Genomic DNA, 15,192 nt, shown 5'->3' with positions numbered 1-15,192 from the left:
TCACGCGCCCGTTGCGACGTTTGCCGCCGGCAGCAGGGCGCGGCCGTAGCCTTCGATGAACTCGGCCGGCATGCGCTTGGGCCTGCCGCTGGACAGCTCGATGCAGACGAAGGTGGTCTGTGCGCGCAGCAGCGTCACCGCATCGGCGGGACGCATCAGCTGGAAGTGGCGGGTCATCTTCAGGCGCTGGTCGGACTCGACGATCCAGGTCGCCAACTGCAACTGATCGCCTTCGTAGGCAGCGGCCAGGTAGTCCACTTCATGGCGCACCACGGCCATGGCGCGATCCAGCCGGCGGTACTCGGCCAGGTCCAGCCCCAGGCTCTGGGAGTGGCGCCAGGCGCAGCGCTCCAGCCAACTGACGTAGACAGCGTTGTTGGCGTGACCGAGGCCGTCGATGTCCTCGGACTTGACCTCGATATCGATGACGAACGGGTCGGGCAACTGCCAACTCATGAAGCATGCTCCAGGCTTGCGGCCAGCGCGATCGCCTCGGCGGCCAATTGGGTGATCTGGTCCCAGGCGCGGGCGCGGACCAGGCTGGGCGGCGCGATCCAGGTGCCGCCGACGCAGGCGACGTTAGGCAGGCGCAGCACGTTGAGCAGGTTTTCCTGGGTGATGCCGCCAGTCGGACAGAAGCGGATGCCGGCGAAGGGCGCCTTCAGGCTCTTGAGCATCTTGATCGCGGCGTTGCCATCGGCGGGAAACAGCTTCAGCGAGCGGTAGCCGTACTCCAGCGCGACGAGCACTTCCGACGGCGTCATCACGCCCGGCAGGAACGGCAGCTTGGCATCGTCGGCAGCGGCCACCAGCCGCGGCGTGCAGCCGGGGCTGACGGCGAACTGGGCACCGGCATCGCGGGCTTCCTGGAACTGCTCGGTGTGGATCAGGGTGCCGGCACCGACGATCATTTCCGGTAGCTCGCGGCGGATCTCCGCGACCGCATCCAGCGCCTGCGGCGTCCGCAGGGTCACTTCCAGCACCCGCACGCCACCGTCATACAGCGTGTGCGCCAGGTCAGCGGCGAGCGCCACATCGTCGATCACCAGCACCGGCATGACCGGGCGTGCCTTCTGCAGCACCCAATCCAGCGACAGATTCATGCTTCCCCCATCGACCGCCCGCGTGCGCAAGACCTCGCGCCCAGGCCGGGGCGGCCGGAAATGCCCGAAAGTCTACGCCAGCACGGCAAACCTGACGACCCGCAACGGGCCATCATTCAACGAAAACGGCGGCCTGTAGCCGCCGTTATCAGCCTGCTGAATGTTTCAGGAAACCAGCGCCAGGGGGAGTGGCATCTCGGCTTCCTCCAACAGTTCGAGGATCGCCTCGGTGACTACGGCATCCGCCAACACACGGTGGTGCCCGCCGGCGGGCAGGCGCAACAGTCGGCTACGCGGCCAGGCCTGGTGAATGGCGGCGGCCTCGCCCACGCGCACGTACTGGTCATCCTCGGCGTGCACCACCAGGCCGGGGAAATCCAGCTGGTAGCGCGCGACGTCCAGTTGCCTGGCGGCAATTCCCGTGCGCCCCTCGATCATGCGGATGAAGCGCGAACGTGCGAGCGGCGGCAGCCCGACCATTCTGGAGAAGCCGCGCAGGACGCCAAGCACATTGCTCGGTGCGCCGATGGTCACCAGCGTCTCGGTGCGCAAGCCCATCTGCGTCGCCAGCAGGGCGCTGGCACCGCCCATGGAATGGCCGATCACGGCACGCAGCGGCGGCAGCTCGCCGGCCGCTTCCAGGAGGGCGCGGGCGAACAGCACGATATCCGCTTCCTGTCCGGGCGAGCGACCATGGCCTGGGCCATCGAGGGCAATCACGCCGTAACCGGCGCCCACCAGCTTCTCGATCAGCGTGGCGAACTGGGTGGGCCGCCCTTCCCAACCGTGCATCAGCAGCACGGCCGGGCCCTCCCCCCAGCGCAACGCGGACAGGCCAAAGCGCAAGGTGACGCGCTCGGAGCTGGCCAGCAACGGCAGCTCCCAGTCGCGCGGCGAATACCCGTTGGGCGTCACGAACAACTGCCGCATGCGCTGCGCCGCCCATTCCGGCGCGACGCGCCCCAGGGTGGCATTGATGCCTCGAACCCAGTTGAGACCATTCATTTCCGCACCTCCTCAGATCACCGCCTTCTTCGCGGCACGCAGGACACGATCGGACAGGTCTCCGCTGCCCAGGGCTCGGGCCAGCGCCAATCCGCCAATCATCAGGGCCATGTCGCTGAGCACGGAGTCGATTTCCTCGGGGCGGCCGGCCAGCGCCGCGACCATCAGCTCCACGTGTTCTTCCAGGGTCTGGCGGAATTCTTCCGGCAGATTGGCCACCTCGTTCAGCGAACTGGGGATCGGGCAGCCTTCCTCTTCGGTATCGCGATGCTTGCGCGACAGGTAGAACTGCGCCGTCAGCGCCCGCCGCTCGGCGAAGCTCAACTGCGGATCGAAGCGCTTGAGCCCTTCGCGGCGTTTGGCGAGCAGTTGCCGGAACGCCTCGAGCATCAGCGCGTCCTTGCTCTCGAAGTGCGAATAGAAGCCCCCCACCGTCAGCCCTGCCGCCGACATCACCTCGCCCACGCTGGGGCCAACAGGCCCGCGCTGCAGCAACGCACTGGTGGCAGCGGACAGAATGCGTTCGCGGGTCTGGGCTTTCTTGTCGCTCATGGCTGGGTTCTCGCTCGGGGAAATATTATGGATAGAATATTATTCCCATAATAAAAATCAGCAAGCAGAACGCGCGACCACTGGTCGGAGGAAGCTTTTTCGGAAGGGAAAAAACAAAAGGGCCACTGAAAGTCTCAGTGGCCCTATAGGCATCGCAGAGCGATAAAAATGGCGTCCCCTAGGGGACTCGAACCCCTGTTACCGCCGTGAAAGGGCGGTGTCCTAGGCCACTAGACGAAGGGGACATATCCTTCGAAGAAACCCACCAGGCGGTGGATTCTGGCTTCATCCCGTTTGGGAAATTGGTGGAGCTAGACGGGATCGAACCGTCGACCTCTTGCATGCCATGCAAGCGCTCTCCCAGCTGAGCTATAGCCCCAGATGACTCTGGCTGACGACGCGAACGCATCGTCGCTGGAATAGTGGCGTCCCCTAGGGGACTCGAACCCCTGTTACCGCCGTGAAAGGGCGGTGTCCTAGGCCACTAGACGAAGGGGACGCAAAACCTTCGATTTCAGCTCCGTTCGGACAAACGAAGCCTACTGGTAATTTGGTGGAGCTAGACGGGATCGAACCGTCGACCTCTTGCATGCCATGCAAGCGCTCTCCCAGCTGAGCTATAGCCCCAAAGTACCGCTGGATCTATCGTTCCGCTTCGCCCTGTCAGTTCAGTTCGTCGCTGGAACGGGGCGCATCTTAGGGGCGAGGCGAACCCCTGTCAACAACATTTTTTCAGATTTCTTATTTTTTTCTCCCACAGAACAATCACTTAAGTGACCGCCGCGGTTTCCGGCCGGCGAAATCCGCGGCTCGCCCGCCCTCCTCCGGTACGTCCACAATCAACGATGCCGGTATGAAAAAGGCCGGAGCTTTGCGGCATCCGGCCTTTTTCAGTGTAGGAAAGAACTCAGGAGCCGATGGCGTCGCGAATCTTTTCCCACTCCTTGGCTTCTTTCTTCGACGCACCGCCCAGCAGCTCCAGGGCCTGGCGCAGGCGATAGCGCGACAGGTCGGCACCGAGGATTTCCATGGCGTCGAGTACCGACACTGAACTGGCCTGGCCGGTGATCGCCGGGAACATCAGCGGCATCACATCACGCAGCTTGAGGCCCAGGTGCTCGGCCACGGCCTGGATGGTCGCGGTGATGCGGTCCTTCTCCCACTGGCGCAGCGCTTCGAGCTTCCACAGCACCAGCTGCAACACCTGGCGGACCTGGGTGGCATCGAGTTTCTTGTGCTCGAACAGCTTGGCGTCCAGCTGCACACCGCCGCTGAAGAAGAAACCGGCCAAAGGAGCGATCTGGCTGAAGTTCTCCACGCGGCCTTGCACGTGCGGGGCGATCTTCATCAGGTACTCGGGATTGAGCGCCCACTTCTGCACTTCCTTGGCGAAGTCCTCCACGGTCAGCTCACGGATCCACTGGCCGTTCAGCCAGGAGAGCTTCTCGATGTCGAAGATCGGCCCGCCCAGCGACACACGGGACAGGTCGAAGTGCTCGATCATCTCCGCCAGGCTGAACTTCTCGCGCTCGTCGGGCATGGACCAGCCCATGCGGCCGAGGTAGTTCAGCAGCGCCTGGGGCAACAGGCCCATGCGTTCGTAGAAGGTGATCGACGTGGGATTCTTGCGCTTGGACAGCTTGCTCTTGTCCGGGTTGCGCAGCAGCGGCATGTAGCAGAGCACCGGCTGTTCCCAGCCGAAGTACTCGTACAGCTTGATAAGCTTGGGCGCCGACGGCAGCCACTCTTCGCCACGCAGGACGTGGGTGATCCCCATCAGGTGGTCGTCGACCACGTTGGCGAGGAAATAGGTGGGCAGGCCGTCGGCCTTCATCAGCACCTGCATGTCCATGCGGTCCCACGGGATTTCCACATCGCCACGGAGCATGTCCGGCACCACGCAGACGCCCTCGGTCGGCACCTTCATGCGCACCACGTGGGACTCGCCGGCGGCGATGCGCCGGGCCGACTCCTCTTTCGCGAGGTGCATGCAGTGGCCGTCGTAGCGCGGAGTTTCCTTGCGTGCCTGCTGCTCGGCGCGCAGGGCGTCGAGGCGCTCGGAGGAGCAGAAGCAGGGGAAGGCGTGGCCCTTCTCGACCAGTTCGTCGCTGTACTGCTTATAGATGGCGCCGCGCTCGCTCTGCCGATACGGGCCGTGCGGGCCACCGACGTCCGGGCCCTCATCCCACTCGATCCCCAGCCAGCGCAGCGCGTCGAAGATCTGCTGTTCCGATTCGCGGGTCGAGCGCACCTGGTCGGTGTCCTCGATACGCAGAATGAACTGACCGCCGTGCTGGCGGGCGAAGCAGAGGTTGAACAGCGCGATATACGCGGTGCCGACGTGCGGGTCGCCGGTGGGAGACGGCGCGATACGGGTGCGGACTGTGGTCATGAAGGCTCTCGTGTGCAGCAATTCTTCGTGTGAAGCGGACAGCGCGCGACGGCGCGCGCGCTCATGGGTGCGATGGTATCAGGCGGGCCGCCTTCGGCTCCAGCCAGCGGCCGGGATCAATGGGCAGGTTATTGATCAGGAAGTCGAGGAAAGCCTTCACCTTCATCGCCTGGAAACGCCGCGACGGGTACACCGCGTACAGCTCGCCCACCGGTAGCTGGACCTGCGGCAACACGCGCACCAGACGGCCGCTGGCCAACTGCTCGTCAACGATCAGCTCGGGCAGCGAGGCGATTCCCGCCCCCGCCAGCACTGCTTCGCGGGCGAAAGTGATGTTGTTGCACGACAGCACCCGGTGGCACGGTACCGTTTCCCCGCGCAGCGGCCAGTAGCGCTGCGAATCGGCCTGCAGCAGGACGGCGCGGTGGCCAGCCAGTTCCTCGACGGTTTCCGGCCAGCCATGCAACTTCAGGTACTCGGGGCTGGCGCACAGGCAGCGGTTGGTGGTCAGCATGCGCCGGGCAATCAGGGTCGAGTCTTCCGGCTGGCCGACCATGATGACAATGTCCACGCCTTCCTCCAGCGGATCTACATTGCGCGAGGTCAGCTCGACCTCGGCGGTGATCTGTGGATAAAGGTTCATGAAATCACCCAGCACCTTGGCCAGGTACATCTGGCCGAATTCGATGGGCGCGCTGATCCGCAACAATCCCGAGGGCGCCTGCTGCAACTGCATCACCGCCTGCTCGGCCTCGGCGAAGTCATGCATGATCTGCCGGCAGCGGTCGTAATAGGCCTGGCCCACTTCGGTCAGGCGCAGCTTGCGCGTGGTGCGGTTGATCAGGCGCACACCCAGGCGCTCTTCCAGCAGCGCGATACGCCGGCTCACCGTCGACTTCTGCATGCCCAGGCTCTGCGCCGCCTGGGTAAAGCTGTGCAGTTCCACGACGCGAGTGAAGATCAGCGCATCATCCAGCCCCATGATTGTTCCCTATAAGCAACAAAGTTTCCGAAGTGTAGCGGCTACGTGCCGCCACGGAACACTGTTACATTGGCAAACATTTTTTTGGCCAACCAAACGCTCGTTTACCTATGCCCGCACAATTACAACGCCGCCTGACCGTGTTCTTCGTCATCCTCGCCGTGGTCGCCCTCGCCTTCCTGGCGCGCTGGTACTTCATCGGCCGCTTCGTCGAGACCACCGACAACGCTTACGTGCAGGGCGAAATCACCCGCATTGCCAGCCAGCTCGGCGCGCGCGTCGATGAGGTGCTGGTGCAGGACAACCAGCACGTCGAGAAGGGCCAGTTGCTGGTAAAACTGGAGGCCGCTGACTTCCAGCTCGCGCTGGACCGCGCCAAGGCCACCCTGGCTACCCGCGAGGCGGAGCTGGAACAGGCGCGCAGCAAGCTCAAGGGCCAGACCAGCATGATCGCTGCCAGCGCCGCCGATGTGAACGCCAGCCAGGCCACCCTCGGCCGCACCGAAGTCGACCTCGGCCGCGCCCAGGCACTGCGCAAGCCCGGCTATGTCTCGGAAGAGCGCGTCACCACCCTGGCTGCCGATTCCAATGTGGCCCGCTCCCAGGTGGCCAAGGCCCAGGCCGACCTGCAGGCCCAGCGCGTGCAGCGCGAAACCCTGGGCACCGACGTGCAGCGCCTGCAGGCGCAGATCGAGAGCGCCCGCGCCGACATCACCCAGGCCGAGATCAACCTCGCCCGCACCGAGATTCACGCGCCGGTCAGCGGCCTGGTCGGTCAGCGCGGCGCCCGCGTCGGCCAGTACGTGCAGGTCGGCAGCCAACTGCTGTCGCTGGTGCCGGACGACGGCATCTGGGTCCAGGCCAACTTCAAGGAAACCCAGATCGGCAAGATGCGCCCCGGCCAGACCGCCAAGCTGGTGTTCGACTCCTTCCCCGACCAGCCCATCGACGGCCAGGTGCAGAGCCTGTTCGCCGCGTCCGGTGCGCAGTTCAGCCTGCTGCCGCCGGACAACGCCACCGGCAACTTCACCAAGGTGGTGCAGCGCATTCCGGTCAAGATCACCTTCGCCGACGACAACCCGCTCAAGGGCCTGATCCGCCCGGGCATGTCCGTCGAGGCCGAGGTCGAGCTGCGTGTCCGCTGATGCACTGGTGCGGCCGGTCGGGGAACCGACCCGCCGCGACTGGATCGCCGTGTTCAGCGCCATGCTCGGCGCGTTCATGGCAGTCCTCGACATCCAGATCACCAACTCCTCGCTGAAGGACATCCAGGGCGCGCTGGCCGCCACCCTGGAGGAAGGTTCGTGGATCTCCACCTCCTACCTGGTGGCGGAGATCATCATGATCCCGCTCACCGCCTGGCTGGTGCAGCTGCTCTCGGCGCGCCGGCTGGCGTGGATGATCTCGGTCGGTTTTCTGTTTTCCTCGCTGCTCTGCTCGTTCGCCTGGAATCTGGAGAGCATGATCGTGTTCCGCGCCATGCAGGGCTTCACCGGCGGCGCGCTGATTCCCCTGGCCTTCACCCTGGCGCTGATCAAGCTGCCGGAGCACCACCGCCCCAAGGGCATGGCGCTGTTCGCCATCACCGCCACGTTCGCGCCCTCCATCGGCCCGACCCTGGGCGGCTGGCTGACCGAGAACTTCGGCTGGGAATACATCTTCTACATCAACATCCCGCCGGGCCTGCTGATGATCGCCGGGCTGCTCTACGGCCTGGAGAAAAAGCCGCCACACTGGGAACTGCTGAAGAGCACCGACTACGCCGGCATCGTCACCATGGCCATCGGCCTGGGCTGCCTGCAGGTGTTCCTGGAAGAAGGCCACCGCAAGGACTGGCTGGAATCGAACCTGATCGTCAGCCTGGGCAGCATTGCCCTGGTCAGCCTGATCCTCTTCGTGATCCTGCAGACCTCACGGCCCAACCCGCTGATCAACCTGGGCATCCTGCGCAACCGCAACTTCGGCCTGTCGAGCATCTCCAGCATCGGCCTGGGCATGGGGCTGTACGGTTCGATCTACGTGCTGCCGCTGTATCTCGCGCAGATCCAGGGCTACAACGCCATGCAGATCGGCGAGGTGATCATGTGGATGGGCGTGCCGCAGCTGTTCCTCATCCCGCTGATTCCCAAGTTGATGAAGATCATCGAGCCGCGCCTGCTGTGCGCCGTCGGCTTCGGCCTGTTCGGCATGGCGAGCTTCTTCTCCGGCGTGCTCAACCCGGACTTCGCCGGCCCGCAGTTCAATCAGATCCAGCTGCTGCGCGCTCTCGGCCAGCCGATGGTGATGGTCACCATCTCGCTGATCGCCACCGTCTACCTGCAACCGCAGGACGCCGGTTCGGCCTCCAGCCTGTTCAACATCCTGCGCAACCTCGGCGGCGCCATCGGCATCGCGCTGCTGGCAACCCTGCTGGATAGCCGCGCCAAGGTCTATTACGACTACCTGCGTGAAGCAGTGGTGCCGGTGAACGGTGCAGTGGACGAGCGCCTGGCGCAGCTGACCTCGCAGCTGGGAACGCAGCAGGCGGCGCTGGGCAAGATCAGCGAGATCGTCCACCAGCAGGCAGCGATCATGGCCTACAACGACGCCTTCCATGCCATCGGTATCGTGCTGGCAATCAGCATGGTGGCGGTGCTGCTGACGCGCCCGCTGCCCGCCGGCATGGGCGCAGGCGCGGGGGCCGGGGCGCACTGAGAGGCTTCAGGCTTCAGGCTTCAGGCTTCAGGCATGAGCTCACCTACGCTTTTGCCTGTCGCTTGTAGCCTGAGGCCTGCCGCCGCCCCTAGCCCATCGACACCATGCGGTCGCGCAACTTGCCGATCTCGTCGCGCACACCGGCCGCGGCCTCGAACTCCAGGTCGCGGGCCAACTGGTACATGCGCTCTTCCAGCTGCTTGATGCGCTTGCCGATCTCGTCCGGCGTGCGCAGTTCGTTCTCGTAGCGGCCGCTCTCCTCCGCCACTTTCGCCAGGCTACGGCGCTTGCCCTTGGCGCCCGGCACCACGGCACCTTCGAGAATGTCCTTGATGTCCTTCTTCACGCCCTTGGGCACGATGCCGTGCTTGGCGTTGAACTCCAGCTGCTTGGCACGGCGACGCTCGGTCTCGTTGATCGCCCGCTGCATCGAGCCGGTCATGTTGTCGGCGTAGAGGATCGCCTTGCCGTGCAGGTTCCGCGCGGCACGGCCGATGGTCTGGATCAGCGAACGCTCGGAACGCAGGAAACCTTCCTTGTCCGCATCGAGGATCGCCACCAGCGCCACTTCGGGCATGTCCAGGCCTTCGCGCAGCAGGTTGATACCCACCAGCACATCGAACTTGCCCAGGCGCAGGTCGCGGATGATTTCCACCCGCTCCACGGTATCGATATCCGAGTGCAGGTAACGCACGCGCACGTCGTGGTCGCCCAGGTAATCGGTGAGGTCTTCGGCCATGCGCTTGGTCAGGGTGGTAACCAGCACGCGCTGATCGACTGCCACACGCTTGCCGATCTCGGAGAGCAGGTCATCCACCTGGGTGGTCGCCGGGCGGATTTCCACTTCCGGGTCGACCAGGCCGGTGGGGCGCACTACCTGCTCGATCACGCGTCCCGCGTGCTGGTCCTCATAGGGGCCGGGAGTCGCCGAGACAAAGATGGTCTGCGGGCTGATCGCCTCCCACTCCTCGAAACGCAGCGGCCGGTTGTCCAGCGCCGAGGGCAGGCGGAAACCATATTCCACCAGGGTTTCCTTGCGTGAACGGTCGCCCTTGTACATGGCGCCGACCTGGGGAACGCTGACGTGGGATTCGTCGATTACCAGCAGGGCGTTGTCCGGCAGGTAGTCATAGAGCGTCGGCGGCGGCTCGCCGGGACCACGCCCGGAGAGGTAGCGCGAGTAGTTCTCGATGCCATTGCAGTAGCCCAGCTCGAGGATCATCTCGAGATCGAAGCGGGTACGCTGCTCCAGGCGCTGCGCCTCCACCAGCTTGTTGTTGCTGCGCAGGTAATCCAGGCGCTGCTTGAGTTCGGCCTTGATGTGCTCCACCGCCTCCAGCAACGTCTCCCGCGGGGTGACGTAGTGGCTCTTGGGGTAGAAGGTGAAGCGCGGCAATTTGGTCAGCACCTCGCCGGTCAGCGGATCGAAGGCGGCGATGTTCTCCACTTCGTCGTCGAACAACTCGACGCGAATGGCCTCCAGGTCCGATTCCGCCGGGAAGATATCGATCACGTCACCGCGCACACGGAAGGTCGCACGAGCGAAATCCATGTCGTTGCGGGTGTACTGCAGGCTGGTCAGGCGGCGCAGCAGCTCGCGCTGGTCCATCTTGTCGCCACGATCCAGGTGCAGGACCATCTTCAGGTAGGACGCCGGATCACCCAAGCCGTAGATCGACGACACGGTGCAGACGATGATGGCGTCCTTGCGCTCCAGCAGCGCCTTGGTCGCCGACAGCCGCATCTGCTCGATGTGGTCGTTGATCGAGGAGTCCTTCTCGATATAGGTATCCGAGGACGGTACATAGGCCTCGGGCTGGTAGTAGTCGTAGTAGGAAACGAAGTACTCGACGGCATTGTTCGGGAAGAAGGTCTTGAACTCGCCGTAAAGCTGGGCTGCCAAGGTCTTGTTCGGCGCCAGCACCATGGTCGGGCGCTGCACCTGGGCAATGACGTTGGCGATGCTGAAGGTCTTGCCGGAGCCGGTCACCCCCAACAGCGTCTGGTGCGACAGCCCTGCTTCCAGCCCTTCCACCATCTGTCGGATGGCTTCGGGCTGATCGCCGGCGGGCTCGAATCGCGAATCCAGCTGAAAAATCGACATGGGAACCTCGCATTGGCGTGTGACGCTTCGGTCGCCAAAGCGTCATACCAGTCGAAAAGCATGCGCGACAACTCGCCGCCTGCCATAGAGGCCTATATAATACCGGCCCGTCGACGCAACCCCCAGCGCCGTGAGCGGGTGGGTTGCAATTGCACTTCACTCCCGCCTTAGAGCTGCTGCCAAAATGAGTCTGTTCTCCGCTGTCGAAATGGCCCCCCGCGACCCGATCCTGGGCCTGAACGAAGCTTTCAACGCCGATACCCGCCCGGGCAAGATCAACCTGGGCGTGGGCGTGTATTACAACGAGGAAGGTCGCCTCCCGTTGCTGCGCGCCGTACAGGCCGCGGAGAAGGCCCGCATCGAGGCTCACGCCCCGCGCGGCTATCTGCCGATCGAAGGCATTGCCGCCTACGATTCGGGCGTGCAGAAGCTGCTGTTCGGCGCTGACTCCGAGCTGCTGGCCGAAGGCCGTGTGGTCACCACCCAGGCCGTTGGCGGTACCGGCGCGCTGAAGACCGGTGCCGACTTCCTCAAGCGCCTGCTGCCCAACGCCACCGTCGCCATCAGCGACCCGAGCTGGGAAAACCACCGCGCTCTGTTCGAAGCGGCCGGCTTCCCGGTGCAGAACTACCGCTACTATGACGCCGCCACCAACGGCGTGAACCGTGCCGGCCTGCTGGAAGACCTCAACGCCCTGCCCTCGCAGTCGATCGTCGTGCTGCACGCCTGCTGCCACAACCCGACCGGCGTCGACCTGACCATGGACGACTGGAAGCAGGTCCTGGACGTGCTCAAGGCCAAGGGCCACGTACCGTTCCTCGACATCGCCTACCAGGGTTTCGGTGACGGCATCGACGAAGACGCCTCCGCCGTGCGCCTGTTCGCCAAGTCGGGCCTGAACTTCTTCGTCTCCAGCTCGTTCTCCAAGTCGTTCTCGCTGTACGGCGAGCGCGTTGGCGCCCTGTCGGTAGTGACCGACAGCCGCGAGGAGTCCACCCGCGTGCTGTCCCAGGTCAAGCGCGTGATCCGCACCAACTACTCCAACCCGCCGACCCATGGCGCCAGCGTCGTCGCCGCCGTGCTGAACAGCCCGGAACTGCGTGCAGTCTGGGAAGAAGAGCTGGGCGAAATGCGCACCCGCATCCGCGCCATGCGCGTAGCCATGGTCGAGCAACTGGCTGCCCTGGGCGCCAAGCGCGACTTCAGCTTCGTTGCCCAGCAGCGCGGCATGTTCTCCTACTCCGGCCTGACCGCCGAGCAGGTTGAACGCCTGAAGAACGAGTTCGGCATCTACGCCGTCGGCACCGGCCGCATCTGCGTTGCTGCGCTGAACAACGGCAACCTGGACACCGTCACCCGCGCCATCGTCCAGGTGCTGTAAAAAAATCAGGGGAAGTCGTCGGCACATTGTTGACTTCCCCTTTTTAATCAGTAAGATACGCACCGTTGTTCCGCGATAGCTCAGTCGGTAGAGCAAATGACTGTTAATCATTGGGTCCCTGGTTCGAGTCCAGGTCGCGGAGCCAAATTCAAAGCCCTCGGCACATGCCGGGGGCTTTTTTATTGGGCGCTGGACTCTCTCCAGGGACTGCGTCCCAGGTGATTCCCCCTTCGGGGCCGCGCTGAAGCGCGTTCGGCTGGCGCCGTCGAGTCCAGGTCGCGGAGCCAAAATTCAAAGCCCTCGGCACATGCCGGGGGCTTTTTATTGGGCCAGGGAATGCCACCCAATAAAAAGCCGGTCATCGACCGGCTTTTTATCCCATCAGGCAAGGCTCAGAGCGAAATCCTGTCGCGGTTCTTGTCCAGCGTATTCTTGCCGATGCCTTTCACTTCCAGCAGCTGATCGACCGTGGTGAACGGACCGTTGCTGGCGCGATAGTCGACGATGGCCTGCGCCTTGACCTTGCCGATACCCTTGAGGGATAGCTGCAGTTCCTCGGCGGACGCCGTATTGATGTTCACAGCTCCAGCCTGGGCGGCAGGTGCCTTGGCCGCCGGAGCCGGGGCCTCAGCTACAGGCTTGGTCGCGGGCTCGGTCTTCGTGGCGGCCTGGACGCTGCCGCCGAAAGCGAGACTGGCGGACAGGATCATGCCTGCGATGGTAAGCAGATTCTTCTTCATGGATTGCTCCTTAACATGAAAGCCTTCTGGGCAGGCACGATTGCGCTGCCCGGAAAACATAGCGTCAGGAATATCCACGAAACCGCCGGTTTAGAGAGTCGGCGGCAATTTCCGGCGCCGCCGACAGATCAGCAAGAAAGGACTGACAACGCTAGCAGATGCAGTAATTGAAACTTCTGCTAGGAGCCCGGGCTCAGGGCTCCATCCGCCGCTGCTGATGGATCAGGTCGACAATCTCGCCCTCGGGGCAATAGCCGCTGACGGTTTCCCGCAACAGTTGCCGCACCCGTGCGTAATTGCCCTGGTCTACCGCCCTGAGCAGATCGGCCAGGACCAGCTTGAAGCCCTCCCAGGGCATCAGCTCCTCGTTGGCCTTCATGATCATCGGGTGTTCGGTGGCGCTGACGTTGTCACCAATCAGCAGCTCCTCATAGAGCTTCTCGCCAGGCCGAAGACCGCTGAACTCGATGGAGATGTCGCCGTGCGGTACCCGCTCCGAGCGAACACTCAGCCCGGACAGGTGGATCATCCGCTCGGCCAGTTCGAGAATCTTCACCGGCTGCCCCATGTCGAGCACGAAGACGTCGCCACCGCGCCCCATGGAACCGGCCTGGATCACCAGCTGGGCCGCCTCGGGAATGGTCATGAAATAGCGCGTGATCCCCGGATGGGTCACGGTGACCGGGCCGCCGCGCTTGATCTGCTCGCGGAACAGCGGAATGACCGAGCCGGACGATCCCAGCACATTGCCGAAACGCACCATGGTGAAACGGGTCTTGTTGACCTGATGCACCCCGGGCCTGTCGCCGAACAGCACTGGCGCAGACTCCTGGCTGAGGGCCTGCAGGATCATCTCCGCCAGTCGCTTGGTGCTGCCCATGACATTGGTCGGACGCACCGCCTTGTCGGTGGAGATCAGCACGAAGTGCTCGACACCGGCCTGCACAGCCACCTGGGCGGTATGCAGGGTGCCCATCACATTGTTCAGCACGCCCTCGGAAATGTTGTGCTCGACGATGGGCACGTGCTTGTAGGCAGCAGCGTGATAGACAGTGGCGACCTTCCAGGTACGCATGACATCCAGCAGTCGCTCGGCACTGCGCACCGAACCCAGGATCGGCACCAGTTGCACCGCGAGGGACTCGCGCTTGATGCGGTTCTCCAGCTCCTGGTGCACCCGGTAGAGGTTGTATTCACTGTGCTCGAACAGCACCAGCACGGTTGGCGATGAACCGAGGATCTGCCGGCACAGCTCGGAACCGATGGAACCGCCTGCACCGGTCACCATCACCACTTCGCCACGGATACAGTGCTCGAACAGCTCTTTTCGCGGCTCGACCGGGTCGCGTCCGAGCAGGTCGGCGATATCCACTTCCTGGATGTCGTCCACCCGCACGCGGCCGTTGGCCAGGTCGATGAATCCGGGAACGCTTCGCACGTGAACCGGATAGGGCTCGAGCAAGCCGAGGATTTCGCGGCGGCGCGCGCGCGTCGCGGAAGGAACCGCCAGCAGCACTTCCTGCACGCCGGTCTCGTCGATCATCTGCTGAATGTGCTTGGGCTTGTAGACGCGCAGGCCGGCGATGACGCGATTGGCGATCTCGTCATCATCATCGATGAAAGCCACCGGACGCATCGCACGGCCGAGGCGCAACGCGGCCACCAGTTGATTGCCCGCAGACCCCGCACCGTAGACGGCGACCTTGGGCAGGCCATCCTGTTGCTTGAGGAAAGGAACGGCCTGAACCGTGCTGTACCAGTCGCCCATGAAGTACTGGCGCATGGCCAGACGCAGCCCGCCGATCATCAGCAGGCTCAGCCACCAGTAGTTGAGTACCAGGGAACGCGGTACCGCTTCGATCACCGAGCGATTCCAATAGACCACCAGCGACAGCAGCAACGCCGAGATGGTCACCGCCTTCCAGATCGCAATCAGCGCGTCATTGCCCAGATAGCGCATGACGGCCCGGTACATGCCAAATCGAATGAACAGCGGAATCGCCACGGCCGGCGCCGCCAGGAACAGCCAGCCATGCACGCGGAACGGGTACTCCAGATCGTCAGTACCCAGCCGCACGATGAAAGCCAGCCACAGCGCGAACCACACCAGACAGATGTCGGTGGCGACCTGCAATAACCGTTTATGTCGTCTCGGAAGCCTCAGCAGGCGTTCTCGGAGCATCAGCGCTTGTCCTTAATCCCGAGCGGAGGAAATCGCCCCCACCCGCTACATTGACCA

At 63.8% G+C, this 15,192-nt stretch carries 12 protein-coding genes and 5 tRNA genes; 4 read left to right on the top strand and 13 right to left on the bottom strand.

Annotated features, from left to right (window positions below; translation table 11 throughout):
* The 10 genes from N5C91_RS25485 to N5C91_RS25440 form a co-directional block, all read right to left on the bottom strand.
* A complete protein-coding gene (locus N5C91_RS25485) occupies positions 1-456 on the bottom strand; it encodes a thioesterase family protein (protein ID WP_279832866.1) in 456 nt (151 codons plus the stop codon).
* Complete coding sequence (locus tag N5C91_RS25480; RefSeq protein ID WP_279832864.1) at positions 453-1,103, bottom strand: bifunctional 4-hydroxy-2-oxoglutarate aldolase/2-dehydro-3-deoxy-phosphogluconate aldolase; 651 nt, start codon at positions 1,101-1,103, stop codon at positions 453-455. Before N5C91_RS25480 ends, N5C91_RS25485 begins: the two co-directional genes overlap by 4 nt.
* Before the next feature lie 165 nt (positions 1,104-1,268).
* Positions 1,269-2,108 (bottom strand): alpha/beta fold hydrolase, encoded by an 840-nt coding sequence (locus tag N5C91_RS25475; RefSeq protein WP_236198541.1) that lies wholly within the window; start codon positions 2,106-2,108, stop codon positions 1,269-1,271.
* Between the two features lie 12 nt (positions 2,109-2,120).
* Positions 2,121-2,660 carry a TetR/AcrR family transcriptional regulator gene (locus N5C91_RS25470; RefSeq protein ID WP_236170995.1) on the bottom strand — a complete coding sequence of 180 codons (540 nt, stop codon included), beginning with the start codon at positions 2,658-2,660 and terminating at the stop codon, positions 2,121-2,123.
* A gap of 169 nt (positions 2,661-2,829) precedes the next feature.
* Positions 2,830-2,905: transfer RNA gene (locus N5C91_RS25465), tRNA-Glu, on the bottom strand.
* Between the two features lie 58 nt (positions 2,906-2,963).
* Positions 2,964-3,039: transfer RNA gene (locus N5C91_RS25460), tRNA-Ala, on the bottom strand.
* 44 nt (positions 3,040-3,083) lie between these two features.
* Positions 3,084-3,159: transfer RNA gene (locus N5C91_RS25455), tRNA-Glu, on the bottom strand.
* A gap of 52 nt (positions 3,160-3,211) precedes the next feature.
* A tRNA-Ala gene (locus tag N5C91_RS25450) sits at positions 3,212-3,287 on the bottom strand.
* A 280-nt stretch (positions 3,288-3,567) separates the two neighbouring features.
* Complete coding sequence (gene gltX, locus N5C91_RS25445) at positions 3,568-5,052, bottom strand: glutamate--tRNA ligase (protein WP_236170996.1); 1,485 nt, start codon at positions 5,050-5,052, stop codon at positions 3,568-3,570.
* Positions 5,053-5,113: 61 nt separating this feature from the next.
* Positions 5,114-6,034, bottom strand: coding sequence for a LysR family transcriptional regulator (locus tag N5C91_RS25440; RefSeq protein WP_236198539.1), 921 nt, complete (start codon positions 6,032-6,034; stop codon positions 5,114-5,116).
* Positions 6,035-6,144: 110 nt separating this feature from the next.
* On the opposite strand from N5C91_RS25440, the gene N5C91_RS25435 reads away from it, so the two are divergent.
* Together N5C91_RS25435 and N5C91_RS25430 are read left to right on the top strand one after the other, a co-directional pair.
* A complete protein-coding gene (locus N5C91_RS25435) occupies positions 6,145-7,179 on the top strand; it encodes an HlyD family secretion protein (RefSeq protein WP_279832862.1) in 1,035 nt (344 codons plus the stop codon).
* 49 nt (positions 7,180-7,228) lie between these two features.
* Complete coding sequence (locus N5C91_RS25430) at positions 7,229-8,728, top strand: MDR family MFS transporter (protein WP_236171066.1); 1,500 nt, start codon at positions 7,229-7,231, stop codon at positions 8,726-8,728.
* 88 nt (positions 8,729-8,816) lie between these two features.
* Here N5C91_RS25430 and uvrB read toward each other — a convergent pair whose 3' ends face one another.
* Positions 8,817-10,832: an excinuclease ABC subunit UvrB gene (gene uvrB / locus N5C91_RS25425; protein ID WP_236170999.1), complete on the bottom strand. Its 2,016-nt coding sequence runs from the start codon at positions 10,830-10,832 to the stop codon at positions 8,817-8,819.
* Positions 10,833-11,016: 184 nt separating this feature from the next.
* On the opposite strand from uvrB, the gene N5C91_RS25420 reads away from it, so the two are divergent.
* Positions 11,017-12,213 (top strand): amino acid aminotransferase, encoded by a 1,197-nt coding sequence (locus N5C91_RS25420; protein WP_236171000.1) that lies wholly within the window; start codon positions 11,017-11,019, stop codon positions 12,211-12,213.
* Between the two features lie 69 nt (positions 12,214-12,282).
* A tRNA-Asn gene (locus N5C91_RS25415) sits at positions 12,283-12,358 on the top strand.
* A gap of 247 nt (positions 12,359-12,605) precedes the next feature.
* On the opposite strand, the gene N5C91_RS25410 is transcribed toward N5C91_RS25415, so the two are convergent.
* Both N5C91_RS25410 and N5C91_RS25405 read right to left on the bottom strand, forming a co-directional pair.
* Positions 12,606-12,953 carry a helix-hairpin-helix domain-containing protein gene (locus N5C91_RS25410; RefSeq protein ID WP_236198538.1) on the bottom strand — a complete coding sequence of 116 codons (348 nt, stop codon included), beginning with the start codon at positions 12,951-12,953 and terminating at the stop codon, positions 12,606-12,608.
* Positions 12,954-13,146: 193 nt separating this feature from the next.
* On the bottom strand, positions 13,147-15,135 hold the full coding sequence (locus N5C91_RS25405) for a nucleoside-diphosphate sugar epimerase/dehydratase (protein WP_236171002.1): 1,989 nt from the start codon (positions 15,133-15,135) through the stop codon (positions 13,147-13,149).
* Between the last annotated feature and the right edge of the window lie 57 nt (positions 15,136-15,192).

The sequence above is a fragment of the Pseudomonas sp. GD03903 genome (assembly GCF_029840045.1).
GTDB classification, from domain to species: Bacteria; Pseudomonadota; Gammaproteobacteria; order Pseudomonadales; family Pseudomonadaceae; genus Pseudomonas; species Pseudomonas pseudonitroreducens.
This window is presented reverse-complemented; position numbering and strand designations above follow the sequence as displayed.